This window comes from Chlamydia pecorum E58 (assembly GCF_000204135.1).
GTDB classification, from domain to species: domain Bacteria; phylum Chlamydiota; class Chlamydiia; order Chlamydiales; family Chlamydiaceae; genus Chlamydia; species Chlamydia pecorum.
Genome location: NC_015408.1, coordinates 97,130 through 122,830 on the forward strand (window position 1 = coordinate 97,130; position 25,701 = coordinate 122,830).

The window sequence follows — 25,701 nt, forward strand, 5'->3', positions numbered from 1 at the left end:
ACGATGAGAACTCAAGATAGCATACAATCCTGCTATTCACACCCAAACAATAAAGAATTTTCCAAATAGATCATGACAACAAAAAAACCTACCCCCATGATGGAACAGTGGCATCGTTGCAAAGAGAAGGCAGGAGAATCCATACTCCTATTTCGCATGGGAGATTTCTATGAAGCTTTTTACGATGATGCTTCATTCCTTTCACAAAATTTAGGTCTTACCCTAACACAACGTCAAGGCATCCCTATGAGTGGCATTCCTGTTGCCTCTGTAGAGAGCTATGTAGATCGATTAATTAGCCAAGGATTTAAAGTCGCCATTGCAGAGCAACTTGAAGATGCCAAAAACAAAGAAACTCGAGGAGCGCCATTATCTCGAGATATCCAAAGGTTCATTACTCCAGGGACATTGTTATCCTCATCCCTACTTTACGAAAAGACCAACAACTACATCCTCGCGGTCAGCCGTGTAGGTTCACTTTTTGGCTTTGCCTGTCTTGATCTTTCTATAGGTTCTTTTCTTCTTGGAGAGTACGACAACCCTAAAGAACTTATTGATGAAATTTGCCGCTTAGCTCCTAAAGAAATCTTAAGCTATGACAAATTCTATAAAAAGCAAACTCCTATTATACAGCAACTACAACAACATCTGAAGTTCACCTCATCAGTGTATCCAGATTGGGCCTTTGAGCATCAATTTGCTTCGCAAAAACTTACCTCTCATTTTCACGTGGCTTCCCTAGATGGCTTTGGATTGAAAGGACTCTTGCCCTCTATAAATGCTGCTGGAGGGCTGCTTTCCTATATCCAAGATAAGCTTCTTTTACCTATTAACCACATCGATATCCCAAGAATGCATGGGCAACAACAAAGATTATTACTTGATACGACGTCCCAAGCCAACTTAGAGTTATTGACGCCTTTAAATGACCCTATGGGAAGAAGCTCTCTCCTTCACATTATGGACAAAACGTGTACTCCTATGGGAGGAAGATTGCTACATCAAATCCTCATTAGTCCTTTCTACAATCTCCAAGATATCTTGCTGCGCCAAGATGCTGTAGAATTTTTCTTACCAAAGACTAAATTAAGAAAGTCTTTAAGGTCCTATTTAAGTCAAATTCGGGATATAGAACGCCTCATGACAAAATTTGCTACGGGGCTTGCAGGTCCCAAGGATCTCGGCATGCTTCGAGATTCCCTCTCGGCGAGTGCTTCCGTTTGTTCACAGTTATCTTCCTTCGCCTTGCCAGCATTTTTTAAAGATAGGTTTTTCTTAACTCCAGAGTTATCCACATTAACCCAAAGGCTCTCTCAAGCCTTAAATGAGGATCTCCCCTTAAGACTCTCTGAAGGAAATATATTCTCCCGAGACTTCCATGCAGAGTTAAAACGCCTACACTATACTCAAGAGCACTCTCAGGATTGGCTTTTGCAATATCAAGAGAAGATCCGCCAGAACACGGGGATCAAAAAACTCAAAGTCTGTTTTTCCCATGCTTTGGGATACTACATTGAAGTAAGTAGTGAGTTTGCTCCACAGTTGTCCTCAAGTTTTATCCGGCGTCAGTCCCGTCTACATGCAGAAAGATTCACTACAGAAGAGTTACAGCAGTTCCAAGATACCATGTTCAATCTCTCGGACAAGCTTCAAGCTCTAGAAACCCAACTCTTTAAAGAGTTTTGCTCTCAGATTCTACAACAGCGTGCAGCACTTTCTGCATTAGCGCAGGCTATCGCAGATGTAGACTATATTCTATCCCTTGCGGAGCTTGCGGATACCCATGGCTATTGCCGTCCTCTTGTAGACAATAGTGAAATTCTATCTATCTGTCGGGGGTGCCATCCTGTAGCGCAAACCTTACTAGATACCGGCAGGTTTATCCCTAATGATATAGAGATGCATAGCTCAAAAACTCGAGTGATCTTACTTACAGGTCCAAATATGGCGGGGAAATCTACCTATATCCGCCAGATTGCTCTTCTTGTTATCATGGCACAAATGGGATCATTTATTCCTGCAAAAGCGGCACATATTGGCATTGTGGACAAAATCTTCACAAGGATAGGAGCTGGGGATAACCTTGCTAAGGGAATGTCTACCTTCATGGTGGAAATGACAGAAACCGCAAATATTTTGCATAACGCGACAAATCGCTCGTTGGTAATTTTGGATGAGATTGGCAGAGGCACCAGTACATATGATGGCTTAGCCATAGCTCAAGCTGTTGTAGAGTATCTCCTGTTTACGGAAGGACGTAAAGCAAAAGCTCTGTTTGCTACGCACTATAAAGAGCTGGCCCAGCTTGAGGAGCAGAGCCCTCATGTAGAGAATTTCCATGCTGGAGTAAAGGAAAGTTCCGGGCAACCGATTTTCTTGTATGAGATTCTCAAGGGGTATTCACAGAAAAGCTTCGGAATTCATGTTGCAAGGCTTTCAGGGTTTCCTTTATGTGTAATCTCTAGGGCTCAACAAATTTTACGACAGCTGGAAGGTCCCGATTCTATATCGCGTAAAGCACAAGAAAAAGACCAGCAGCTTATGTTGTTCTAAATATATGCGTATAGAAGATTTTTCCCTTGATCTTATCCCCAAAACTCCTGGGGTCTACCTTATGAAAGATTCCCAAGGGAAGGTGCTCTATGTGGGGAAAGCGAAGAATCTTAGAAATCGCATCGCTATGTATTTCCATAAAAAAGGCGATGTGCGAGAGCGTATCCCTTTCTTAATGCAAAAAACAGCCTTTTTAGAAACTATTACAGTTTCTAACGAGACTGAGGCTTTACTTTTAGAGAATAATTTAATTAAGAAATACCACCCAAAATACAACGTGTTGCTCAAAGACGACAAAACTTTTTTTTGTCTAGCGATCTCCTTACAGCATCCTTGGCCAAAAATAGAAGCGATTCGTTGTAGATCTGTACATTCCACTAAACAGCATCTTATCTTTGGTCCTTACGTTAGTAGTGAGGCATGTCGAGCTCTCTTAGATGTCTTAGGGCTATGGTTTCCCCTAAGAACATGCTCTGACAAAGAATTTGCTATAAGAAAGCGTCCCTGTGTTCTCTATGAAATGAAACGCTGTCTTGCTCCTTGCGTAAACCTCTGTTCCCATGAGGAATACCAAGCTGTTCTAGAAAAAGCAATTTTATTCCTGAAAGGGAAAATGGACGAAGTGATCTCCCAGTTAGAGAGCGCCATACAAACAGCTTCAAAACAGTTAAAGTTTGAACAAGCTGCGGCATATTATCGCACACTGACGCTAATCAAACAGGCCATGACAAAACAAAATGTAGAAAAATTCCATATGCACAATATTGATGCTATAGGCCTTTATAGAAATCAGCAACAGACAGTCCTTACGATCCTTACAGTGCGCTCTGGGAAACTCCTAGGGGCGAAACATTACACCTTTTTTGAAAATGCTCAAGAAGATCAGGATGTATTAACTTCATTTATTTTACAATTTTACACAGACCAAACGCGTCTTCCTCAAGAGATTCTCTCTCCTTTACCGCTCACGCCACAACTTGGTTCTTTACTTCATAAGGGCTCCCCTCCTCATATACGTGCGCCTAAAACTGGATATCGTAGGGAACTCGTTATGCTTGCAAAACACAACGCCGAAGAGTTTGCCAAAACCTCTTCGCAATCCGTTCATCTTCCTTATGAGGAGATGAAAACCATGTTAAATATCAAAGAGTGTCCTTATCGTATAGAATGCTATGACAACTCCCATCTCCAAGGAACACATGCAATCGGAGTATATATAGTTTTTGAAAATGATCGCTTAGTTCCCCAACATTATCGTACGTTTTCTCTTACCCCTAGCGTGGCAAAAAATGACCTCAGAGCCCTAGAAGAAGTCTTATTGAGACGATTTAGCTCCTTAACCTCTCCCCTGCCGAATATGATCGTAATTGATGGGGGACGCTCCCACTATATCTGTGCAAAAAAGATCCTGGAAACGCTAAACTTGACAGGAATCGAAATAGTATCATTAGCTAAAGAGGCAAGCAACCATAGTGCTTCACTAACTAGAGAAAAGATCTACACGGACACCTTCCCTAAGGGTGTTCAGCTCCTACCTACAGCAAAAGTCTTGCAATTTTTCCAACTTCTTCGTGATGAGGCTCATCGCTTTGCGATTCATACGCACAGGAAAAAACGCAACAAAGAACTATTTACTCAAGAAAAAATTCCCGGAATAGGAAAGGTAAAATACGAAAGACTCTTAAAGCACTTTAAAAGCTGGAAAAATGTCATGAAAGCATCCCAGGAAGAGCTCGAAACAATTCCTGGGTTAACTCAAAAAGATGTTCAGCGTTTACTCGCTAAACAATCACACTAAAAACTCTTGGCTATTCTGTATCTTTAGACTCTGCAATAAATTCTTCAGGAGAAGGTAATTCACTAACATCAATCTCTTCAGTCTCTTCTTCTTCTACGCGATCTTTAGGCTGGGTAAGGCCTTTTATAATCACATGGACCGCAGCAACATGAAGACCCGTAAACTCGGAAATTTCAGAAACAATGCACCCTTGAATTTCCTCTGTTTTCTCAGGAATAGAAACACCGTAATCTACATTAACTTCTACGCGAACTTTCACTAAGTGATTTTTAGAGTCTTGTTCAACATAGATGCCTTTCATTCGCTCAATATCACGACCAAATAGGGTATCGATTAAGTTTCCTCCTAAAAGGGAAACTCCGCTAATTTTAGCTAAACAATGTAAAATTATCACTTGAATGACTCGAGTTTCTATATCTCGGCTAAATACAGTCTCTGGAAACTCAATTTCTTTAACGTCTAATTTTAAATTTTGCTTATCCATACTTCTCTCTCCTTTTCGCCCTATTTCTATAGCGAGAAATGCATCTCTTGGAAAATAATAAGCGCTAGCGATAGTTTAATAGTCCAGCGGTTAATATGCTACCTTCAATGCTCCCAATCTCATTTTTCTTATTTTATCTACTCCTAGGAGGTTTCTCTGCATACATAGCAACGAAAAAAAACCGTAGTCCTATTGGATGGTTTTTTTCTGGGATGTTTTTTGGCATTATTGGGTTAATTTTCTTAGCGATCCTGCCAAAGCTTCCTGAGAATCCTGCAGAAAGCGACTCCGGGTTCATAGCAAATGAAGAGCCCCCAACTAAAACACAGACCTTACCTTCTGAAAATAGCGCCACAGACCTTACACAAAGCCCCAAAGACACAGAAAAGTGGTTTTATCTCAATAAAGAGAGACAAAATGTCGGTCCTATAACCTTGGAAGACTTATTAAACTTTCTTAGAGATAAAGAACGCCATGCAAAGGACAAGACTTCTCCAGAAGAAATTTGGGTATGGAAAAAAGGAATGGAGAATTGGGAAAAAGTAAAGAACGTCGAAGAACTAAAAGAAGCGTTGAAAATTCTTATGTAAAGAAATTTCAACACTTTTTAGCAAAGAAATTAAGGGCCTGAGTTTTGTTACCAACTAGCTTTGACGACTCCAGGAATCTCTCCCATAGAAGCCATTTGTCTAAAACAAATCCTAGAAATCGCAAATTTTCTTAAATAACTTCTTGGCCTTCCAGTGAGCTGACATCTGTTATGTAAGCGAGAAGGCGAAGCATCACGTCGCATCTTATTCAAGGCAATACGAGCAGCTTCCTTTTCTTCTTCGCTAACAACTAAGCTTTTGACAATGTTTCGGAGCTCTCTACGCCTATCAAAATTTACTTTGACTAACCGACGACGCTTTGCTTCCCTAGCAACTGATGACTTTTTCGCCATACGTTCTTTACCTAAATTTCAAATTATTTCTTGCGCGCAGGTCCTGCCTGACGTTGTTTACGATTAGGATCTTTTTTGTTAATAACATAAAGACGTCCCTTACGACGAACCAACTTATCTCCTTTCGAAGGATCTGCTTTTATAGATGAACTAACTTTCATGAAAACCTTTCTTTTCTCTCTAGAGGGAATCTTTTTTTAAACAAGCTTCTCCCAGAAGCCACAAATTTAATCTCTCAGGGCCTTTTTTGCAATACTAGACTACATTCAGAGAGATTTTCTAAATTAAAACATCTCAGTCACTTCTGCCATTGATCTTTTTCAGCAAATCTTTTAAACTTTTGCAGGGTTCGTCCTATCTATGAAAAAGAGGGTCTGGACTTAAAAATCAAGGAAGGCATTGTGAAGCGAACTTATCAACCTAGCAAAAGAAAGCGCCGTAATTCTATCGGATTTCGTGCACGAATGGCTACGAGAAATGGAAGAAAGTTGTTAAATCGCCGTCGTCGTCACGGTAGGCACGTATTAATCGATTTATAATTTTTTGTGTATTCTCAAACTTTTCCCAAGAAGGCTCGCGTACTTAAGAGAAAGCAGTTTTCTTTTATCATGCGTTCTGGAGTTTATTGCCAGGGCTCTCAAGTAGTTTTTTATGTTTTACCCTCTCGGTACCCTATGGGTTGCAAGTTGGGAATTACAGTTTCCAAGAAATATGGAAAAGCTCATAAAAGGAATTACTTTAAGCGGGTAGTTCGAGAAGTGTTTCGTCAAGTGCGAGCAAATCTTCCCTCTTGTCAGGTGGTTGTGTTACCTAGAAATCACAAACAGCAGCCTATATTTTCTTGCCTTTATCAAGACTTTTTAAAATGCATTCCAGAAAGTCTTGATAAAGGCAAAAGAAGCAAAGCTACGATTGGTGACGAATATACTCCAAGGAACGAGAAATGTGTGAGCGGGCCTCTTTAGGAGCCGCATCAAAAGCCACTTCAGCATGTTGTAGGGCATTGCACCACTGATCTGACTCTAGATAAAATTGTGCTATCATCATCTCGATGCGCCAAACACTTTCCTTATCTTGATGTCTAAATTGGGATAGATAGGATTCTAAGGGAGCAATTACTTGGCTAGCATCTTGACGTACGCCTTCTCTAGATCTCTTTGCGAGCTCTTGAAATTCAATAAGCGCTACAGTGAAATGGGTATGTTTTTCATTTTTGCTATCTTTGCTAAGAAGATGTTTCTTAATCCTCTGACACTCTTCGGTATCCATTTTTCCGCTTTCTACAAGTAGGCGGAATTTTTCTGAGAGGAAGAAGTAATCGTCGTTACGCACTCCGATTTCTAAAGCCTGAGCAAGGAATTCTTCCCTAGAGAGCTCTTCTGCAAGACAGTATAAATGCTGCAGCTCAGACATAGGAAGGCTCGCCATAATAGGTTCAGCATTTCTTAACAGAGAATCACTCTCTACGATGTGACAGAGACAGCTCCCTAAATTGGCGCCTGTTTCGCTTCCGAAGGAACGGAGCTTACGGATCTCTCTCTCTTCAGGAGAGACCAGGACAATACTGGGCAACTCTTCAACCTTAAAGAGAGCTTTTAACATAAGGTTCTGCTGAAAAATGTTCTCATCTTGAAGAGAATGCTTTGGATAGTCAGCCTCTAAGAAAATAAATTTCCCCATGACCTTTTTTATAAAATCTGAGGAGCTTAACACTTCCTTACGAATTTTCATGGAAAGAGCGTTCCAATCTGACCCCGCAAAGAAAATCATCATAGGGAGAGATGTCTCACGACTTTTTTGCAGTGCCTGCTGATAGTCCGAATACCAAACAAGCTTATTAGATGAATCTTGGTGTATTGCCGCATCAAGTGCTGGAGCACTTGCGCCTAAAAAAAGAGCTGCTAAAACTTTGAGCTGTCTTAATGAACATCTTCTTATACTTTGTAGGATCACAGATTACCTCTCTTTCTCCTCATGCCTATCGCGTCTTGCCTAGGCTTAGTCAGATACGCCGCCAGAGCGCCGCTCTCACAACTCCTGTTGTATAGTCTTTTTTTTATTAAAACAAAATAAAAAATACTACTTAAAATGCTGTTCTCAGCCAGTAACTAAAAAAAATACTATGCTTATTCCTAGCTAAATATGATACTTTTAAAAAAAGTTATATTACGTTCATTTCTTAGAATAAACCTAACTAGAAAAGCTTTCTAAAGATCATCTAAAAGAAAAAGCATAGAACCACAAACGATGTTGTGCTATGTTCTCCTTTTTTTGAGAGTGCTATAAGTGGTTTTTTCAATCGAATAAATATCTTTATGGAGTAATATCGTGCCCGAGCTTTTCCATCAGAAACCTCTCTATCTTTACAATACAGCTTCTCGCCAGAAAGAGGCGTTTTCTCCTTATGCTAGTCCTGTCAAGCTGTATACATGTGGCCCGACGGTGTATGATTTTGCCCATATTGGCAACTTTAGGACGTATATTTTTGAGGATCTTTTAAAAAGAACTCTAATCTTTTTGGGCTATTCTGTTACGCATGTGATGAATATTACTGATGTAGATGACAAAACTCTAGCAGGGGCATGTAAACAAGGGATTTCTCTTCAGGAATATACTCAGCCCTATATCCAAGCATTCTTCGAGGATTTAGAAACTCTGCATATCTCCAGGGCAGATGCCTACCCTCGCGCTACGCACTATATTCCTCAGATGATTCAGGCAATTGAAAAGCTTCTAGATCAGGGGGCTGCGTATATTGGTCATGATGCATCTGTGTACTTTTCTATCTCGCGCTTCTCAAGCTATGGGAAGCTATCCCACCTTCATCTTCAAGATTTACAGTGTTGTACACAGAACACTTCTGACGAGTACGACAAAGAAAACTTATGTGATTTTGTTTTATGGAAAGCTTACAACTCTGAAAGGGATGGGAAAATCTATTGGGAAAGTCCTTTTGGAAAAGGCCGCCCAGGGTGGCATTTGGAATGCTCCATCATGGCTATGGAGCTTCTTGGAGAATCTATAGATATCCATGCTGGTGGGGTAGATAATATCTTTCCGCATCATGAGAATGAAATTGCACAATCTGAGACCCTTTCAGGGAAGCCTTTTGCTCGCTACTGGCTCCATTCTGAACATCTCCTTGTGGATGGGAAGAAGATGTCTAAAAGCTTAGGGAATTTCCTTACCCTTCGGGATCTTACACATAGAGGTTTTTCAGGAGAAGAACTCCGTTATATGCTCCTACAAAGTCATTACCGCACACAACTCAATTTTACTGAAGAAGGGTTGCTCTCCTGCCGCCAAGCCTTAAAAAGACTCAGAGATTTTATATCTCGACTTCAAGAACCTTATCCTGATGGAGAACAGCCTTCAGAGGCTACTCGCACCGTTGCAAAGACACTCCTTACTAACTTTACAGATGCACTCACAAATGACCTCAATATTGCTGTAGGTCTTGCATCTCTTTTTGATTTTGTCCATGAAACCCATAGCCTTATAGATGCAGGGAGCTTCTCAAAAGCAGATGCTGAGCATATTTTGGCTCTCCTTAAACACCTCAATCAGGTGCTTAAAGTCCTCCCTATTTCAGCTTCTATCTCTATCCCTGATAGAGTTTGGGAACTCGTTATGAAGCGCGAAAAAGCAAGAACTTCCAAATCTTGGAAAGAGGCAGATTTCCTGCGCAATGAGATTCTCGCTTTAGGCTTTGTCGTGGAGGATAGTAAATCTGGGCCTAAAGTTAAACCCCTCTAAGAAAGTCTTCGCATCACTGGGAAGTATAGAACGTCACGAATCGATGCGCTGTCTGTTAAAATCATCACTAAGCGATCTATTCCGATCCCAAATCCTCCAGAAGGAGGCATTCCCTGACACAGAGCTTCCAAAAACTCCTCATCAATAGGGTGGCACTCACTCTCAGGATTTTGCTCCTTTCTTAATTGCTGCTCCTCTAATAACTTCCTCTGCACGATAGGATCGTTAAGTTCAGAATAGGCATTACAGAGCTCTTTTCCTAAACAGAAGCTTTCAAAGCGCTCAACATAAGTAGGATCTCCGGAACGCAAGGACTTACACAAAGGCGTCGTTTCAATGGGGTGGTCAGTAATATGATGCGGAGCAATTAAATTCTCCGATACTAACTCATCAAATAATAAGGCCACCAGAGCTCCTCTGCTTGCTTTAATAAAAGATTCTTCAGGAAGGGATGTCTTGGTTCTTACGATTTCTCTAAGCTCAGCATCCCCATAAAGATCAACATCTACCCCTCCGTACTCCTTTATGCTCTCCTTCATTGTCATGCGTTTCCAAGGAGCCTTAAAATCTACTTGCTGCGGGCCTTCTTTCCAATGTGAGTATGTAATAACTGTACTTCCATGATTTAAGGAGCGCACTACATACTCTACAAGATTCTCTACGAATTCCATCACCCCATGATAATCCATATACGCCGTATACGCCTCAATCATAGTAAACTCAGGATTATGTGTTCTATCGATCCCCTCATTTCTAAAGACCTTACCAATCTCATAAATCTTTGGGGCGCCTCCAACAAGAATTTTCTTTAACGCAATCTCTAAGGAAATTCTTAAGAACATTTCTGTATGTAAGGCTTCTAACTCCGTAGTAAAAGGGCGAGCTTCTGCTCCTCCGTAAATACTTTGTAAAATCGGAGTCTCTACCTCCAGATACCCCTGAGAATCCATATACTCACGAATCAGCTTGATAATCCGACTACGCTGCACGAAGACATTGCTCACTTCCTGAGAACAAATTAAATCTAACCAACGCTTGCGATAACGGACTTCCTTATCACTTAAGCCTGCATGCTTATCCGGCAAGGAAATTAAAGATTTGCATAGTAGCGTTACTGTTTCTACAAGAACGGTAAGCTCTCCAGAATGAGTAAAGAATAAAAACCCTTCGATCCCTAAAATGTCTCCTAGGTCAAGTTTTTTTTCTATAAATTTGATAGAAGAGATCCCAGCATCCTTGGAGAGTCCTGCAACATGGGTAAAGTCTCGATTAAACATCACCTGGATTTTCTGACTGTGATCAAGGAGTTGTCCAAAAGCATTTTTTCCCATAGAGCGAAACAACACCAAACGCCCTGCGAATTTCACCCGAGGCGTGGTCTTATTCATAGCAGCTTCACTGTCTCCTAAGGGCTTATCTGAAAATTCTTGCAAAAGAGATTCTACGCTAGAACGATTCGAAAATTCATAAGGGTAGGGCTCTATCCCTAACTCACGAATTTCCTGAAGTTTTTGGCTTCTCAATAAAAAATCTTCACGATCACATTCTACTTTTGCAGACATTACCTTTCCTCTCACAAAAAACATGCCATTTAAGGAACCCTGAACCATTTTCTCAGAAACAAAAAAAAAGAGGAATAAATTCCTCTTTAAAAAAATATGAACATGGGTACTCTAAATCTTAAAAGACTTTAAGAATGTATTCCCAGAGCAGCTTTGAGTTTTTTTACGAAAGCTTCCCCACCACCATATTCAAATCCTGATCTTGCAAGCTCTTCCCCATCTGCATTAATAAACACCATTGTAGGGAATCCTAATACGTCGTAACTTTTCTTCAATTCATATCGATTTGGTTCTAGGTGTTTCTGATTTGGTGATTTAGGAAAATCTATTTTAACCATATGAAGATGCTTGGTAGCAAAATTAACAAAAGCACTACTTGAAAGAATCTCTTCTTCCATCTTCTCGCACCAAACACACCAGTCAGATCCTGTAAAATACAAACATATAGGCTTCCCATCCAATTGAGACTGATGTTTGGCATCCTTATAGGACTCCCAATTAAAACAGTACTGATTATCTTTTGAACAAAAATAATGCTTTGATTCCGCAGATATCGCTTGAGAACTTTGTAAGAAGACACATGGCAATACCAAAACCCAAAACATTCTCACAATATTCATCCGCAATAAATATTTCATTTTAACCCATCCTTTAAAAGCACATATGTAATATTTTAATTATAAATTAATTACATATATTTATTATTGAAACACTGATACTAACTTAATTTAAAAATAACAAAAATAAAAATCTCTTCTCATACGTACGATGTTCATGGAGCAAAAAAACATGAGACCCTTATAGTAAAGGTAGAAAACACTGCAGTAGCTATGAATATGTCCTTCTCTTCATCTTTTCTTCTTAAGCTTAGTCATATTCTTGATCGCTACTTTGAATGTCCTCATCCTAAACTTGCTGATTACCTTTCTCTACATTTAGTCCCAACAAAACCACAATCCTTAAAAAAATCTCTGGCAGCCAAAAAAACTCTACCTGAAGCTCCTAAAGCTCTTCCTGCTCCGGTTGCACTTCAAATTCCCTCCCCTAAAAAGCTACGTTCTGTCTCCTGGGAATGCGTTCCCTTGCATCCAGATCTATCTAGAGAAGACATTCTTAAAGAGCATTACCCTTCATTAAAAAACAATCAACTTGTACAACCACAACATCCTCCCTGTGCCATATTTGTAGATGAAGAGCAAGATGAAGAAGTGTTATTTTTTAATCGGCTTGCAAAAATCCTTACGCAGCAACTTTTCCCTACGCGTTTATCTCTCCTTACCTCTCAGACAAATATTTTCTCAAACAGCAAAAGTCTTGTTTTAGGTCTGGCCCCTTTAAATGTGATTCGCTATAAGATTCCCTGTGCACAATATCACAAATCCTTCACACAAAATGGCTGTACCTTTATCCCTCTTTACTCTTGTCTACAGTATGAAAAAGATACACAGTTGAAACGTGACCTATGGGCTATACTGAACCAGCAACCTTTCGCCTATACGCAGAAGTCATTGTAAGTTCCAACATTAATAAAGTTCTTGATTATGGCATCCCTTCGCACCTTGAACATGTTACCGAAGGAACTGGTGTAACTGTTTCTTTGCGTGGGGTAAAAAAGATCGGAATTGTCCATCATGTCAAAACCACTACATGCTGTAAACGCATCCTTCCTATTCTAGGAGTTATTAATTCAGAAATAAAGCTCTCAAAGGATCTTCTAGAGCTGTTATTTTGGATGAACCAATACTACTTCTCCCCTTTAGGAAAAACCTTGCGTTTATTTCTCCCCCCAATTGCTTCTACAATCGTCCAACCTAAGCAGCACTACCGCGTAGTTTTAAAAAAAAGTAAAGCCAAAATACGAGAACTCCTACAGCAACTTCAGAAGAACCATCAAGCTCAAGCTGCTGTCCTTAAAGTGTTGTTAAATAGTTCTTCTCCTCCAGGGCTATCTTCCCTTATGGAACAAGCAAAAGTTTCCCAGTCTCCTATAAATTCTTTGAGGAAACAGGGTGTCTTGGAAATTGTCAATGCTTCTACACTCACTATTCAGGAAAAAGATCTGTTCTTTTTCCCTCCTGAGCCCAAACCTCTTCATCCGGAGCAACAGGACGCCCTTTCTAAAATTACCTCTTCTATAAAAACTTCGCGGTTTTGCACGCATTTGCTCTATGGCATTACAGGAAGTGGAAAGACAGAGGTTTATATCCGAGCAATTCGTGAAGCTCGTGCTTTAGGGAAAAGTGCTATCCTTTTAGTCCCAGAAATTTCCCTCACTATACAGACAGAAACCCTATTCAAGGCCCTTTTCCATCAAGAAGTTGGCATTCTTCATCATAAACTTAGCGATAGTGACAAAAACAAAGTATGGAGAGAAGCTGCTGAGGGCTCCATTCACATCATTATCGGACCACGATCTGCATTGTTCTGTCCTATAAAAAATCTTGGGCTCATCATTGTAGATGAAGAGCATGACCCAGCCTATAAACAAAATGAAAGTTCCCCCTGCTACCATGCTCGAGATGTGGCTGTGATGCGAGGGAAGCTCTGCAATGCTACTGTGGTTCTCGGCAGTGCCACGCCAAGTTTAGAAAGTTATACAAACGCACTTTCTGGGAAGTATACTCTCTCAATACTATCTTCAAAAGCTGCAGCAGCGCATCCTGCCAAAATCTCTCTAATAGACATGAACTTGGAGAAAGAAAAAACCAAAAGTTTGTTTTCTCAAGCAGCGTTACAAAAAATTGATCACCGCTTAGCCCTAGGAGAGCAAACTCTTATCTTTTTCAATCGTCGAGGTTACCATACCAACGTCTCCTGCGTCTCGTGTAAGCACACGTTAAAATGCACACATTGTGACATGATCCTTACCTTTCATAAGTATGCTAACGTTCTTCTATGTCATCTTTGCAATTCTTCCCCTAAGAGCCCACCCCACTCCTGCCCTAAGTGCAAGGGAGTTATGACTTTACAATATCGCGGTTCGGGAACAGAAAAAATTGAGAGAGTCCTATACCAATTCTTCCCGCAGATTCGCACAATACGCATAGATTCAGATACGACAAAGTTTAAGGGAAGTCATGAAACCCTCCTGAAACAATTTGCAACAGGGAAAGCTGACGTCCTTATTGGGACACAAATGATCGCTAAAGGTATGCACTTTCCCTCTGTAACTCTTGCAATTGTCTTAAACGGAGACTCAGGCCTATACATCCCCGATTTCCGAGCTTCAGAACAAGTATTTCAACTCATCACACAGGTTGCAGGGAGATCCGGACGCAGCTATCTCCCCGGGGAGATCCTTATTCAAACCTTCCTCCCAGATAACGCTACAATCCGCTGCGCTATGAACCAGGATTTCCCCTCTTTTTACCAGCAGGAACTTCCCGGAAGAAAGGTATGCAATTATCCTCCTTTCATTCGGCTTATCCGCTGTATTTTTATGGGGAACTGCCCACAGCTTACCTGGCAAGAGACAAAACGGGTACATGTTCTTCTAGAAGAAAGACTTCAAGATATTGCTCATCTTATGCAAATCTCTCCTTGTGGGCACTTTAAAATCAAAGACACCTTCCGCTACCAATTTCTCATTAAAAGCACGCACGTTCTTCCCGTAAATAAAAAGCTTCAGGAAGCGTTAATTTTAGCTAAGCTCTCCCCAAAAGTGAAGTTCATGATTGACGTGGATCCCACAACAACGTTTTTCTAAATAGGGCTCTAGGGCATCTATAAGAGCATCTACCTCTTCAATAGAATTATATGCATGCAGGTTCACACGTATGAAAGGCTCCGTACCCATAAACGACACTACTCCTACATGAATGTCTTGCTCCTGCAGTGCAGCCACCATAGAATCAAATACAGATGTCTCTACATATATAGGCTGCACACAACCCATAGTATGATCAGGATAGCGCTGGAAAAAATGCTGCTGCACAATACCCAACTGCTGCCGAGCAACATCTCCTAAGGGAGAGAGAAAGTCGTAAGCAACATCTATTGCAACTAAAACACTAGGTGCTAATCCTGTAGAGTACCTTAACGGAGGAGAGTTGTGTAGAAGATCTTCTTTTACCTCTGTAGAGGTAAGTATCGCCGCTCCCATTCCTCCTAAAGCTTTTCCGAAGGTCACTAACGATGCATAGATATTCTCATATCCCAAATCATAGCATAACCCCCGGCCCCCTTTCCCGAAGATCCCTATGGCATGTGCTTCATCAACAACTAGCCGCGCATTATACTTCTCTACAAGGGGGAGAATCTCTTTAAGGGGAGCGAGAGTTCCGGTAAAAGAATATACGGAACAAACAAAAACAAAAATTCTCCCAGAAGTACAATTACGATAATGCCTTAAAAGAGTTTCCAAGTGGTTCACATCATTATGACGGAAGGCTTGGCAAGTCCCCTTTGCTGCGCATAGACTATACTTTACAGACATATGGACATACTCGTCCCAGAGGAGCACATCGTGATCTGAGGCCACATGATAACACAGCCCAAGATTCGCCATGTACCCACTATGCACTACAAACGCATCTTGAACTCCGTGATATGCTGCTATCTTCTCTTCTAATCTCTGCATTATAGAAGAGGTTCCTACCATAAGCCGAGATCCTCCAGCTCCTAACCATTCCTGTTGAGATTGGCTAGACATTTCGTGATAACGACGATAGACCTCTTGGCTTAGCCTAGAAGAACGTGCAAAACCTAAAAAATCATTAGAGATAAAATCTATACCTTTTACGACCAAAGTGTTCCTTCTAAACTTCTTATGAGGATTGCTTTAAAACCTAAATAAAATTACCCAAATAATGAGATTGCTAGAGCATGTAAAGACGCGTAATCTGGTTTACCCACACCAAGCAAGGGAATCTTTTCAACTTGATGTACGTAAGAAATCTTTACTATGTTACTTGTTTCTGCGTTTTTTAACACATCATTAACTTCATGCAGAGTCGTAGGAAATGTTGTAAACAGACAAAGCTTGACCTTATCTTCAGGGACTTCACAAACTGCCAAGGTAATTTGCTCTTGCATGAGTGCTCCAGGCAAACTTTCACGCAAAATACACTCCAAAGCTTCCAAACTCACCATTTCCCCGCCAATCTTAACAAACCGGCTTAATCTCCCCAAAAGAAATAAATCTCCTGAAGCCCCTATATAACCAATATCCCCAGTCAAATACCAATATTCCCCTCCAAGAAGAATAAAGCCTTGATGGGGATCTCCCTGCAAATATCCTGAAAAGACCGAAGATCCTCGCACAGCAACCATCCCAGACTCTCCTGAAGAAACTGGCACGTGGGTTTCCTTAGAGATAATCAAAATATCCATGCCCTCTATCTGTTTCCCCACACATGCCTGTACCTTAGGACTTGTTTCTGTAGTAATCGTAATGACTGGAGAACATTCTGTCGCCCCATAGCCCTGATGCAAGGTTATATGGGGATGTTGCAGTTGTGTTTCCACTCGAAGGCTATCTTTCAATGTATCTCCACCCAAGACAACCAGGCGCAAAGAACTTAAGGAAGTTTCTTGTTTTTTTGCTGTTTTCAAAATGTAGTCAAAAAATATTGGCGTGGAGCCCATCAACGTTACCCCCATAGAATCTATCAACTCTACAGATTTTTTTGGATTTAAGGGGTTCGAAGCAAATACAATGGGGAGGCCTATAAGCAAGGGGAAGAGACTACAGGAGTTAAATCCATAGGCATGGAAAGGAGGCAAGAAAGACATCATGACATCTTTCTCATTAGGGTTGAAAAACTTCAAACAAGCTTTTTGGTTTTCTATCAAGTTCTCATGAGAAAGAGGGACTCCCTTAGGAAACTGCTCTGTCCCTGAGGTAAACAAAATCACTGCAATATCGTGTTTTCTCATCCCCTTAACGCCAAATACCCACATTAATCTTGCCGGGGAAAGCTTAGTATACATCTTGATCCGGATCTTCTCCCACCAAGAGATTTTTTTTCTCATCTCCTCAATATACACAAGATCAAAGGGATAATCCAAAATCCCATGGGTTTGGTTTAAGTGCTCCATTAACCGTACAGAGGTAAGCACCCTTTGCACATTCGTGATCTCTGCACAAATACGAATCTCTCTTAACCCCTGACTCCAATTAATCATCACAGGAGTTTTCCCTGATAAAAGCACAGCGAAATATGCAATGTATGCTCCTATAGATGAGGGCATCATAATCCCCACACACTGCTCAGGATATTGGGAAATTTTGATCGCAAGAGCAATAACAGCTTGATGCATTTCCGTATAAGACAGTGCCCCAAGGAACTCATCAAAACATGCCGTATGTGTAGTTAACTGAGCACATAGCGTTAGGAAAACCTCCAAGACAGAATCTCCTGGACGCAACCACAAATCACGATTTCTGTTTTGTGTATTCCATCGTTCTTGCATACCCGTGATTCTCATATTATGTATAGGGCACTTCTACTGGGAGAATCTCGTCCTCCTGGTTAAACCAAGAAGCAAGAAATGCATTGAGATCTCGCCTATCTGTGAAGCTCTGAAGCATCTGGGTATCAAATTGTTGCACAGTAATTTTAACCAAACGCTTGGGCATAAAAAAGAACGCTCGACGTAGTAAGAAGAAAAAGGCCTTTTTACATGCATGCCCCAACTGTGGAGTTGAATTTCGCTTGTAACGAGAAAATACACTCCCCCACAAACCAGAGATCCTCACTAAAAATACATTGCAACTCTTGACTCTTTGCAATAACACATGGGCAGAATACTGATTACCGATTTCTTCTTGACCATTTCTTGACAGTCTCCCTGAGGGGTAAAGTAGAAAACTCTCTCCATGATCAATACAGGCTGTAACGTAATCATACAATTCGTTTAACTGTTTGACAGTTTCCTTACTAGATTTTCCAGGGACAACTTGAGGTATGGGCACCGCTCGCACAGATTTGAGTAACCACCGCACCATAGGGCTACAGAATAAATATTCTACAGCGATGGGCCGAAGGTGGCATTTGGGCCAAAGAAAGTACTCCAAAATTACAGGATCAATCTCTGCAACATGGTTTGCTAAAAATAAATTCCCCTTTTTGGGATCTAACTGCAGTGAGGTTAAACCTTGGACTTTAAACTTATAGCGTAATTTTAAAGCCACACCAATAAGGGTTTTGTACAGGTGATCGCAAATAGCCCGAAAAATATTTCGCTTCATAAAGTTAAGATTTCCTGCGATGGATACCTAGTACAAGTTTAACATAATCCCAACATTTGATAGCATCCTTATTCTGTTACTTAGGGAATACGCCATGTGGTCTCATTTACCTGACTACCAGTCTCTCGCAGAAAATGTGGTCACAGAAATTGCTATCCATCTCGTTCATTATCAACAAAGACACTCCCTAATGACGGTGTGGGAAAAGCCCGACAACTCGTTTGTTACTCCAGCAGATTATGGCGTACAATATTTCCTGAAAAAACAGCTAAGACAAGCTTTCCCCGACATTCCTTTTATTGGGGAGGAGGTCCTTACCCTTAAAGAAGACGCTAAAAAACTCCCTGAAATTCTAGCTTTCCTACGCAACTTTGATCCTCAAGTCACAGAAGCTGATCTACTTAACACCCTAACCCCTCAGCAACTTCCCTCATCCTTGTTCTGGCTCGCAGACCCAATTGATGGGACTTCAGGATTTATCCGAAAACGTTCTTTTGCTATAGCCCTCACCTTAATTCATGAAGGCTCCCCTATTTTGGCAGTAATGGCCTGTCCCTCCTATGCACGCAACGTAACTATCTATTCTGCAGCAAAAGGTCTTGGGCTAACTATTTATCGCCCTGGAAGCACAGAAAAGCTCCCCCTTAACAATAAAAAACCCCGAGCTTATCGTTACTGCGAAGCCTCCCTTGCTGCTAGCAACCAACAACACTACACAACCCGGTTGTTAGGGCTAAGTCTCCCAGGAACTCCTCAGGCCTTCCGAACAGAAAGCCAATACAAATATGCTTTAGTTGCGGAAGGGTTCGCAGACTTTTTTATCCGCTATCCCTTTGTCCCTACGCAAGCGCGCACTTGGGATCATGCTCCGGGGGCATTCCTTGTAGAAGAAGCCGGCGGCATAGTTACAGATGTCTTCGGCGAACCTTTAGATTATGGGAGAAAAGACTTTGTGTTAGACAACCATCCAATTATCCTAGCCTCTGGAAGTCTAGAAATTCATGAAACGATATTACAGGTGCTACAGCGCGACTTGCATATCCTCCCTACGCTCTCCTCTTTATGAAAGATGCGCAGCGAGTCTCTCTTCTACTAAAAGATCTGCAAGCTCTGCAGTGTCCTTATTTAAGGTTTCACATCGGGAATACAACTCTCTAAGGGTTTTAGGAAGCTGTTCTACTCGAGATAGTACTGCTTTCGGATCATAATCACTGCCTACAGCAGACACCACATTAATTAATCCCCCGGCGTTAGCCAAATAATCAGGAGCATATACGATGCCTCTCTCATGCAGTACTGCACCTATAGATGCATCTTCTAAAATATTATTTGCTGCTCCAACAATAGCCTTACAATGCAAGCTGCCTACGTTATCTCTACGGATCACATTCCCTCGAGCGCAAGGGGAGAGAATATCACAATCTAAAGCAAAGAGCTCTTCTCCAGAAAGAGGTGTCGCTCCATAGAGTTTTACGGCAAAATCTACAGAAGCCTCGACAATATCTGAAACGTACAACTCAGCTCCTGCAAAAAACAGAGAGTGCAACAACAGTCTCCCTACAGAACCCACGCCTTGAATGGCAATTTTCTTCTGTCTTAAAGATGAAGAGCCCCAAAGTTTCCTTGCTGTTTCTTGCATACATAAAAACACCCCATGAGCCGTATAGATCGAAGGATTCCCGCTAATAGAATCGACCCCACAAACATAGGAAGTTTCTTCTGCGATAATAGCAATCTCTCGCACAGAAACGCCAAGGTCCTCAGCACAAATATACTTCCCCTTTAAAGATTCCACTGCCTGACCAAAAGCTCTCAGCATATCATCTGTCAATACAGGAGCACTAGCAGGAAGAATAATCACACTTTTCCCTCCTCCCGTTCCTGCGCCACAGATGATGCTCTTATATGTCATGCCTCGAGATAAACGTAATGCATCTGTCAATGCGTCATCAAAAGAATTGTATACAGAAGCTCGTGTTCCCCCTAAAGCTGGGCCTACCACCGTTTGATGAAGCGCAATAATCGCATGAAGCCCCACTTCTTCACAGGTGACCTCAAGAACACGCTCATAATCAGCAACTTCTAAGTCTTTAAAAACTAGAGAGTATTTCATAAAATCTACAAAATTAAAAAGTAAGTATTCTATAAAATTAATTAAAAGTCAATTCAAGCAAGGCGTGATCTTTTCTTAAAAACTCTTACATGATAGCCTGATGACACTAGTCTAATAAATTCAGCAAAGAGAGCTGCTTATGTGTAAACCTCCTCTAAATATTGTCCATCCTTGGCACGGCCCTACACTAACTCAAGACAACTATGAAACTCTGTGTTGCTACATAGAAATTACCCCCGAAGACTCTGTAAAATTTGAATTAGATAAAGCTACAGGCCTCTTAAAAGTAGATCGTCCTCAAAAGTTTTCTAATCTCTGTCCGTGTCTTTATGGTTTATTACCTCAAACCTATTGTGGAGAAGCCTCTGGGAAATACAGCGGAGAGCAAATCCGCAGGGACAATATCCAAGGAGATAAAGATCCTTTGGATGTTTGTGTTCTTACGGAAAAAAAGATAAATCAAGGAAATATTTTACTTCAAGCTCGTCCAATTGGAGGCCTTCGTATTATTGACTCAGGAGAAGCTGATGATAAAATCATTGCGGTATTAGAGGATGATCTTGTCTTTTCTGAGGTTAATGATGTTTCGGATTGTCCAGGGACAGTTTTAGACATGATCCAGCACTACTTTTTAACCTATAAAGCAACTCCAGAAAGCCTTATCCGAGGAGAAGCTGCAAAAATAGAAATCATCGGGATTTACGGTAAAAAAGAAGCTCAAAGAGTTATTGAGCTAGCGCACGAAGATTACCTCGCCTACATCGGCAAAGAATATTCTGTAACCACCTCATAAAGGAGAGTATTCTCCTTTATGAAGAAAAAAGATAGTTATTGATAAATTTATCGGCATCTATAGAAATCTCTTGCAACTCAGGGAAAGCGATTAAACGAGCTCCTTCCTGGAAAGATAGCCAACGAAGATCACAGATTTCCACTGGATCAACATGTGCTTCGCCCTGGACTTCAGCTAAGAAATATACAACTTCCTTCCGCACAAACTCTTGGTTATCATTAGTAAAAGAATAAGAATTTACGAAAACCTTTGGGAAAAATTTTACAATACCCAAGCCCGTTTCTTCTATGAATTCCCTTTCTGCAGCCTCTTGAGGCCCCTCTTCGTCTTCAGGATGCCCTTTAGGAAACCCCCAATGTCTCCCTTTCGTGTGACAAATAAAACAAGCTTTTAATGTATCTTTATCCGGAGTTCCAAAAAATTTTATTGGAATAATACCAAACGAATACTCATAGTGTGCCTTCATCATAATTAGGGTTCATACCTCGAAAATAATATCGTTGAATTATGTCCACCGAAACCAAAAGAATTCGACATTGCCACGTCAATATCCCAATCTTGGGCTTTATTTGCAACCACATCAAAATCTTCTATTTCAGCAATAGGATTTTCTAAATTAATTGTCGGATGAAGCCTCCCTGTGAGAATTGCCTGAATCGTTGCAATTGCTTCAACTCCACCTGCGGCTCCAAGACAATGACCAATTAAAGACTTCGTAGAGTTCATACGAAGATTCTTCACATGACTACCAAAAGCCTTTTTCATAGCTAAAACCTCAGAAATATCCCCAAGAGGTGTAGAAGTCCCATGAGCATTGATATAATTCACACGCTCTTTTGCTATCCCAGCAGATTCTAATGCCCCAAGTACACATGCTGTAATGCCCTCTCCATCATCCCGAGGTGCTGTAATATGGAAGGCATCACATGTGGTATACCCTCCAAGCATCTCAGCAAAAATAGGAGCTTCTCGACGCAAAGCATTCTCTAAGGTCTCTAAGACAAGGATTCCCGCTCCTTCTCCCATAACAAAACCATCACGATCACGATCCCAAGGTCGAGATGCTTTCTCTGGGGCATCATTCCTTTCCGACAAAGCACGATTTGCAATAAAGCCTTCTAATCCTATACGATTCACAGCAGCTTCAGAACCTCCACAAACAATCATATCTGCTCGTCCTGAAATTAAGTGCTGATACGCAGCTTCTATGCAGTAATTTGAGGTTGCACATGCTGTGGATATAGAAAAATTTGGCCCCATTAGTCCAAAATCCATTGCAACTAAGGCGGGAGCCATATTGGTAATAATGTAAGGGATAAAAAAGGGAGATACTTTTTTATTTGCGACTAAAATCCTTTCCATCCCTTCATCAAAGGTTGCTAATCCCCCCATTCCTGAGCCAATAATAGCTCCACAACGCAAAGGATCTGCAGGAAGGTGCTCTTTGTCCCATCGAGACATCGCTATAGCTTTTTTCGCAGCAACCATAGTGTACGTAATAAAAGGATCCACACGACGAGCTTGTTTTTTATCTAAATAAGGCTCTGGATTAAACTCTGGGACCCAACCAGCAAATCGCGTAGCATAGTCTTCACATGGGAAGGAAGTAATTGTTTTAACACCACTGACACCTGCAAGTAAATTATCATAAAAGGTATCTATCTCATTGCCCAAGCATGAGACTACGCCTAATCCTGTAACAACCACTCGTTTTCTACTCATACAGCTCTTTGCTCCATTAAGAGGCTAGAAGTTTTGAGGTAATAATGGAACCATCTTTCCACAACTCTTCCAAACGATATTGCGCTCGAATCGAGGATACAAACAAATGAATAACAATGAATCCATAATCTATAACTACCCAATCACTATGATTTAGGCCCTCTACACACAGAGGAATTACATTTTGTTTTTTTAATTCAACAATGATTTCATCTGCTAAAGCTTTAACATGTACGCAAACGTTTCCTTCGGCAAATACAAAATAGTTTGTAAATGCAGAAAGATTGCTCACATCTAAAACTACAGGATTATTGCCCTTTTTCTGATCAATAATCTTAGCTATAGTCTTCAATAAATTAATATAAAATAACTCCATAGAGATCCGCTCGAGAATACCCGATTATCCAAGATAAGGTCGAGCTTTTTTTAATCCCCCTAAATGATATTCCAGTAACACTTTTTTGCCATTTTCTTTAACTGCCCTCTAGGACGAATCACTGTTTTCTCCTCTCCCAAGAGAAGAAACGGCAAATCAAGAATATGATCAGAAAATGTATGACTTCTGGCTTGGCAAATCTTTTTCAGATAGCTCAAGATCCTAGCCTTTTTCTCTCCCGTTAAACATTTATTCTGGATTAATCGCTCTGCAGATTCTTTTTGGTAAGATGAAGCATACCACAGCTGAATCCCCAAACGTTCTGCTATGGGGCCAACAATAAAATCTGGAGAAGAAGAAAATAAAATCACCTGGCTATTAGGGGCATTAAAGGCTTCTTCAAGACCTTCTATAGCTGGAGCGTAAAAATCTTTGGTCGTTAAACTATCAACAAAATCTCTAGCACAACTATACAAACTGTCCTGAGAAACATTGACAAACAGATGATTTACAATTTGAGTATAGAGAGAGGGTAAATCTAAAAAAAAAAATTTAAAACCTAAAAATCTTGCGACACACTTAGGAACACTCTTATAAGGAAAGAGTCGGTGAAGTAGAGCATAACGATAGAACTTCCAACTACTATTTCCTTGAAGAAGGGTCCCATCTAAGTCGAAAGCATAGATACAACACCGCGTCATAACATCTGCTGGATTTGCTTTTTCAACATTAAAATACTTTGATCTAGCTCCTCTAGAGCTTGTTTATCCTCCTCCACAAGAGAACTGTACTGCATAGCGCGATCAAAGTCCAACCCTGAAGACCCCAGCAACTTCTTGTCTTTCTCTAATTTTTCTTTTAATTCCTTGCGACGCTCGAGACGCTGCGACAAGACTTGACGCATATTTTCAAGCTTTTCTCGAGAATCCGAAGACGATAATAACCGCTCTTCAAAAAAATTCGTAATCATTGTCAAAGCTTGATTCAATTGGTTGTCTAAAGAAATTTTTTCAGGCAGAGGGATATAATTCATCTTTGCAAGAGCCTCTTTAAGCTCCTGCCACTCTTCCTTAGAAGAGGAAGTAATATTTCCAGCCTCACAAGCTTGAGAAAACTCAACTATCCGAGAGGACATCGTTTGAATTGCCTCTTGTTTTGCTAGGCTCTCTTTTAATAAGCGTTCCTGATAAATTTGCTCTGCAGCTTCTTGCTTTACATGTAACCGGTCAAATAAGACCTGGAGTTCTGCTTTCAATGCAACCACATCGTCATGCACAAGATCTAATGCTCGGATACGCTTTGCTATACCTTCCAAGTGCTTACGAACTTTAATGAGATCCTCTTCCTCTTCTACGATCTTCTCTGCAGCCTCCAAAAGCCCCCTTACTTCCTTAGAGTTTTCAACAGAAGCCGCACGCAACCGCCCCTGCTCTTGTCGGATCTCTTTTTCTAGCCCTTTTAGCTGATCCCAACATTGGCCGAGCTTCAAACGTGTTTCAGAAAATATATTAGAAGAAACAAAAAGTTTCTTAGCAACGTTCTGGAGATTTTTTATTTCCTTTCTTAAAAAAAAAACAGAACGCTTCAAAGCAGCTTTATCTGCTTTTGCAAAATATCTTGAAATAAACGCATTGACATCTTCGTGGAAAACACCACTAACTTTTTCTATAAGCTCTTTACGCAAAGGAAATACTTGATTTCCCAATACAGATAGCCGCTGAAAAAATTCGCTTTTCAACTTCATCCGCATTCCCACATTCATGAGCTCTTTACGAAGCGCTACAATTTTCGTAGAAAAACTACTTAACCATACAAGAGTCGCATGCTGAGTTTTATAAAATTCGCGATGCTTTTCTAGTGCCTGCGTTTCTAAAAATACAGCGTCAACATCATCACTATTTACATTTTGCAAGGCTGTATTCACGTCTTTTTCTAAACAGGAAATCGCCAGCTCAATTTGATCTGTCACAAAAGCACCATCACCATCAGCAAGAGCCTTAATGCGGCGCCCTTCTTTGGTAAGCTCTAGGTAACGATTCCAAGACTCAGCTTTCTTTCCAGCATCCTTTTCCTGATGGAATAAAGGCAAACAATGCTTACGTATTGCCCAAAAAAGCCTTAGATTAGCGTCTGTTGCATCATTCAAGGCTTCCTCCATCCGATCCAAGCTAAATGTGATCTGCTCCTCTGACGAAGGAAATTTTGTCAATTCTTCTAGAAACATTGCAAGAGCATTTTCCGAAGCTATCTTATTTCCCCGCATACACCTCTCACCTGACTCTGTTAAAACGCCTTGACCTTGCCTTGTTTGCTCTGAAGAAAAACTGTTATCTGAGGTATCCATAAAACAATAGGGTAGAACTTGAAAAGAAAATCTGTAGAGAGTAAAGTGTGCGTTCCGAGCTCTTT

At 40.8% G+C, this 25,701-nt stretch carries 25 protein-coding genes; 10 read left to right on the top strand and 15 right to left on the bottom strand.

What is annotated here, in order from left to right:
• Window positions 1-72 precede the first annotated feature (72 nt).
• Both mutS and uvrC read left to right on the top strand, forming a co-directional pair.
• Window positions 73-2,553, top strand: coding sequence for a DNA mismatch repair protein MutS (gene mutS / locus G5S_RS00430; protein WP_013712203.1), 2,481 nt, complete (start codon window positions 73-75; stop codon window positions 2,551-2,553).
• 4 nt (window positions 2,554-2,557) lie between these two features.
• The gene (uvrC, locus tag G5S_RS00435) at window positions 2,558-4,351 is read left to right on the top strand and encodes an excinuclease ABC subunit UvrC (RefSeq protein WP_013712204.1); all 1,794 of its coding nucleotides are present in this window, start codon (window positions 2,558-2,560) and stop codon (window positions 4,349-4,351) included.
• Window positions 4,352-4,361: 10 nt separating this feature from the next.
• Here uvrC and G5S_RS00440 read toward each other — a convergent pair whose 3' ends face one another.
• The gene (locus tag G5S_RS00440; protein ID WP_013712205.1) at window positions 4,362-4,835 is read right to left on the bottom strand and encodes an Asp23/Gls24 family envelope stress response protein; all 474 of its coding nucleotides are present in this window, start codon (window positions 4,833-4,835) and stop codon (window positions 4,362-4,364) included.
• 95 nt (window positions 4,836-4,930) lie between these two features.
• Here G5S_RS00440 and G5S_RS00445 point away from each other — a divergent pair, with 95 nt between their 5' ends.
• On the top strand, window positions 4,931-5,425 hold the full coding sequence (locus G5S_RS00445; RefSeq protein ID WP_013712206.1) for a DUF4339 domain-containing protein: 495 nt from the start codon (window positions 4,931-4,933) through the stop codon (window positions 5,423-5,425).
• 47 nt (window positions 5,426-5,472) lie between these two features.
• On the opposite strand, the gene rpsN is transcribed toward G5S_RS00445, so the two are convergent.
• Window positions 5,473-5,778, bottom strand: coding sequence for a 30S ribosomal protein S14 (gene rpsN / locus G5S_RS00450; protein ID WP_013712207.1), 306 nt, complete (start codon window positions 5,776-5,778; stop codon window positions 5,473-5,475).
• 23 nt (window positions 5,779-5,801) lie between these two features.
• Window positions 5,802-5,939, bottom strand: a complete 138-nt coding sequence (gene rpmJ, locus G5S_RS00455; protein WP_011006789.1) for a 50S ribosomal protein L36 — start codon at window positions 5,937-5,939, stop codon at window positions 5,802-5,804.
• A gap of 240 nt (window positions 5,940-6,179) precedes the next feature.
• Here rpmJ and rpmH point away from each other — a divergent pair, with 240 nt between their 5' ends.
• Entirely contained in the window at window positions 6,180-6,317 is a 138-nt protein-coding gene (gene rpmH, locus G5S_RS04955; RefSeq protein ID WP_024010173.1) for a 50S ribosomal protein L34, read from the top strand.
• A gap of 6 nt (window positions 6,318-6,323) precedes the next feature.
• Window positions 6,324-6,743, top strand: coding sequence for a ribonuclease P protein component (gene rnpA / locus G5S_RS00460; RefSeq protein ID WP_021757497.1), 420 nt, complete (start codon window positions 6,324-6,326; stop codon window positions 6,741-6,743).
• Here rnpA and G5S_RS00465 read toward each other — a convergent pair.
• Complete coding sequence (locus G5S_RS00465) at window positions 6,685-7,731, bottom strand: thioredoxin family protein (RefSeq protein WP_013712208.1); 1,047 nt, start codon at window positions 7,729-7,731, stop codon at window positions 6,685-6,687. The genes rnpA and G5S_RS00465 overlap by 59 nt on opposite strands.
• 375 nt (window positions 7,732-8,106) lie before the next feature.
• Between G5S_RS00465 and cysS the strand changes: the two genes are divergently transcribed.
• A complete protein-coding gene (gene cysS / locus G5S_RS00470) occupies window positions 8,107-9,534 on the top strand; it encodes a cysteine--tRNA ligase (RefSeq protein WP_013712209.1) in 1,428 nt (475 codons plus the stop codon).
• Here the strand turns inward: cysS and lysS are convergent.
• Both lysS and dsbH read right to left on the bottom strand, forming a co-directional pair.
• Entirely contained in the window at window positions 9,531-11,096 is a 1,566-nt protein-coding gene (gene lysS / locus G5S_RS00475) for a lysine--tRNA ligase (protein WP_013712210.1), read from the bottom strand. The two genes, cysS and lysS, sit on opposite strands and share 4 nt — an antisense overlap.
• Window positions 11,097-11,224: 128 nt before the next feature.
• Entirely contained in the window at window positions 11,225-11,734 is a 510-nt protein-coding gene (gene dsbH / locus G5S_RS00480; RefSeq protein WP_013712211.1) for a disulfide reductase DsbH, read from the bottom strand.
• A 198-nt stretch (window positions 11,735-11,932) separates the two neighbouring features.
• Between dsbH and G5S_RS00485 the strand changes: the two genes are divergently transcribed.
• Window positions 11,933-12,610 (top strand): hypothetical protein, encoded by a 678-nt coding sequence (locus tag G5S_RS00485; RefSeq protein WP_013712212.1) that lies wholly within the window; start codon window positions 11,933-11,935, stop codon window positions 12,608-12,610.
• Window positions 12,559-14,802 (top strand): primosomal protein N', encoded by a 2,244-nt coding sequence (priA, locus tag G5S_RS00490; RefSeq protein WP_013712213.1) that lies wholly within the window; start codon window positions 12,559-12,561, stop codon window positions 14,800-14,802. The genes G5S_RS00485 and priA overlap by 52 nt, the downstream gene beginning before the upstream one ends.
• Here priA and G5S_RS00495 read toward each other — a convergent pair.
• Genes G5S_RS00495 through G5S_RS00505 form a run of 3 tightly spaced genes read right to left on the bottom strand, consistent with a single transcriptional unit; the run spans window position 14,737 to window position 18,288 of the window.
• Complete coding sequence (locus tag G5S_RS00495; RefSeq protein WP_013712214.1) at window positions 14,737-15,843, bottom strand: aminotransferase class I/II-fold pyridoxal phosphate-dependent enzyme; 1,107 nt, start codon at window positions 15,841-15,843, stop codon at window positions 14,737-14,739. The genes priA and G5S_RS00495 overlap by 66 nt on opposite strands.
• 50 nt (window positions 15,844-15,893) lie before the next feature.
• Window positions 15,894-17,510 carry an AMP-binding protein gene (locus G5S_RS00500; RefSeq protein ID WP_021757505.1) on the bottom strand — a complete coding sequence of 539 codons (1,617 nt, stop codon included), beginning with the start codon at window positions 17,508-17,510 and terminating at the stop codon, window positions 15,894-15,896.
• A 16-nt stretch (window positions 17,511-17,526) separates the two neighbouring features.
• Entirely contained in the window at window positions 17,527-18,288 is a 762-nt protein-coding gene (locus G5S_RS00505; RefSeq protein WP_013712216.1) for a lysophospholipid acyltransferase family protein, read from the bottom strand.
• Between the two features lie 94 nt (window positions 18,289-18,382).
• Between G5S_RS00505 and G5S_RS00510 the strand changes: the two genes are divergently transcribed.
• A complete protein-coding gene (locus G5S_RS00510; protein ID WP_013712217.1) occupies window positions 18,383-19,354 on the top strand; it encodes an inositol monophosphatase family protein in 972 nt (323 codons plus the stop codon).
• Here the strand turns inward: G5S_RS00510 and G5S_RS00515 are convergent.
• On the bottom strand, window positions 19,349-20,401 hold the full coding sequence (locus G5S_RS00515) for a Glu/Leu/Phe/Val dehydrogenase family protein (protein ID WP_013712218.1): 1,053 nt from the start codon (window positions 20,399-20,401) through the stop codon (window positions 19,349-19,351). The genes G5S_RS00510 and G5S_RS00515 overlap by 6 nt on opposite strands.
• A 139-nt stretch (window positions 20,402-20,540) precedes the next feature.
• Here G5S_RS00515 and G5S_RS00520 point away from each other — a divergent pair, with 139 nt between their 5' ends.
• Window positions 20,541-21,194, top strand: a complete 654-nt coding sequence (locus G5S_RS00520) for an inorganic pyrophosphatase (RefSeq protein WP_013712219.1) — start codon at window positions 20,541-20,543, stop codon at window positions 21,192-21,194.
• Between the two features lie 16 nt (window positions 21,195-21,210).
• Here G5S_RS00520 and G5S_RS00525 read toward each other — a convergent pair whose 3' ends face one another.
• The 5 genes from G5S_RS00525 to G5S_RS00545 are packed head-to-tail and all read right to left on the bottom strand — an operon-like array spanning window position 21,211 to window position 25,636.
• Entirely contained in the window at window positions 21,211-21,663 is a 453-nt protein-coding gene (locus G5S_RS00525) for a bis(5'-nucleosyl)-tetraphosphatase (protein WP_013712220.1), read from the bottom strand.
• Between the two features lie 2 nt (window positions 21,664-21,665).
• Window positions 21,666-22,916 carry a beta-ketoacyl-ACP synthase II gene (fabF, locus tag G5S_RS00530; protein ID WP_013712221.1) on the bottom strand — a complete coding sequence of 417 codons (1,251 nt, stop codon included), beginning with the start codon at window positions 22,914-22,916 and terminating at the stop codon, window positions 21,666-21,668.
• A gap of 16 nt (window positions 22,917-22,932) precedes the next feature.
• Entirely contained in the window at window positions 22,933-23,292 is a 360-nt protein-coding gene (rsfS, locus tag G5S_RS00535) for a ribosome silencing factor (RefSeq protein WP_013712222.1), read from the bottom strand.
• 59 nt (window positions 23,293-23,351) lie between these two features.
• Window positions 23,352-23,993: a haloacid dehalogenase-like hydrolase gene (locus tag G5S_RS00540; protein WP_013712223.1), complete on the bottom strand. Its 642-nt coding sequence runs from the start codon at window positions 23,991-23,993 to the stop codon at window positions 23,352-23,354.
• A complete protein-coding gene (locus tag G5S_RS00545) occupies window positions 23,990-25,636 on the bottom strand; it encodes a hypothetical protein (protein WP_041466991.1) in 1,647 nt (548 codons plus the stop codon). The genes G5S_RS00540 and G5S_RS00545 overlap by 4 nt, the downstream gene beginning before the upstream one ends.
• Window positions 25,637-25,701 lie beyond the last annotated feature (65 nt).

What these genes read in the sequence shown, in the direction of transcription:
- mutS (WP_013712203.1), top strand. Translation starts at nt 73, where the DNA reads ATGACAACAAAAAAACCTACCCCCATGATGGAACAGTGGCATCGTTGC.
- uvrC (WP_013712204.1), top strand. Translation starts at nt 2,558, where the DNA reads ATGCGTATAGAAGATTTTTCCCTTGATCTTATCCCCAAAACTCCTGGG.
- G5S_RS00440 (WP_013712205.1), bottom strand. Translation starts at nt 4,835, where the DNA reads ATGGATAAGCAAAATTTAAAATTAGACGTTAAAGAAATTGAGTTTCCA.
- G5S_RS00445 (WP_013712206.1), top strand. Translation starts at nt 4,931, where the DNA reads ATGCTACCTTCAATGCTCCCAATCTCATTTTTCTTATTTTATCTACTC.
- rpsN (WP_013712207.1), bottom strand. Translation starts at nt 5,778, where the DNA reads ATGGCGAAAAAGTCATCAGTTGCTAGGGAAGCAAAGCGTCGTCGGTTA.
- rpmJ (WP_011006789.1), bottom strand. Translation starts at nt 5,939, where the DNA reads ATGAAAGTTAGTTCATCTATAAAAGCAGATCCTTCGAAAGGAGATAAG.
- lysS (WP_013712210.1), bottom strand. Translation starts at nt 11,096, where the DNA reads ATGTCTGCAAAAGTAGAATGTGATCGTGAAGATTTTTTATTGAGAAGC.
- dsbH (WP_013712211.1), bottom strand. Translation starts at nt 11,734, where the DNA reads ATGAAATATTTATTGCGGATGAATATTGTGAGAATGTTTTGGGTTTTG.
- G5S_RS00485 (WP_013712212.1), top strand. Translation starts at nt 11,933, where the DNA reads ATGTCCTTCTCTTCATCTTTTCTTCTTAAGCTTAGTCATATTCTTGAT.
- priA (WP_013712213.1), top strand. Translation starts at nt 12,559, where the DNA reads ATGGGCTATACTGAACCAGCAACCTTTCGCCTATACGCAGAAGTCATT.
- G5S_RS00500 (WP_021757505.1), bottom strand. Translation starts at nt 17,510, where the DNA reads ATGCAAGAACGATGGAATACACAAAACAGAAATCGTGATTTGTGGTTG.
- G5S_RS00505 (WP_013712216.1), bottom strand. Translation starts at nt 18,288, where the DNA reads ATGAAGCGAAATATTTTTCGGGCTATTTGCGATCACCTGTACAAAACC.
- G5S_RS00510 (WP_013712217.1), top strand. Translation starts at nt 18,383, where the DNA reads ATGTGGTCTCATTTACCTGACTACCAGTCTCTCGCAGAAAATGTGGTC.
- G5S_RS00515 (WP_013712218.1), bottom strand. Translation starts at nt 20,401, where the DNA reads ATGAAATACTCTCTAGTTTTTAAAGACTTAGAAGTTGCTGATTATGAG.
- G5S_RS00520 (WP_013712219.1), top strand. Translation starts at nt 20,541, where the DNA reads ATGTGTAAACCTCCTCTAAATATTGTCCATCCTTGGCACGGCCCTACA.
- G5S_RS00525 (WP_013712220.1), bottom strand. Translation starts at nt 21,663, where the DNA reads ATGATGAAGGCACACTATGAGTATTCGTTTGGTATTATTCCAATAAAA.
- fabF (WP_013712221.1), bottom strand. Translation starts at nt 22,916, where the DNA reads ATGAGTAGAAAACGAGTGGTTGTTACAGGATTAGGCGTAGTCTCATGC.
- rsfS (WP_013712222.1), bottom strand. Translation starts at nt 23,292, where the DNA reads ATGGAGTTATTTTATATTAATTTATTGAAGACTATAGCTAAGATTATT.
- G5S_RS00540 (WP_013712223.1), bottom strand. Translation starts at nt 23,993, where the DNA reads ATGACGCGGTGTTGTATCTATGCTTTCGACTTAGATGGGACCCTTCTT.
- G5S_RS00545 (WP_041466991.1), bottom strand. Translation starts at nt 25,636, where the DNA reads ATGGATACCTCAGATAACAGTTTTTCTTCAGAGCAAACAAGGCAAGGT.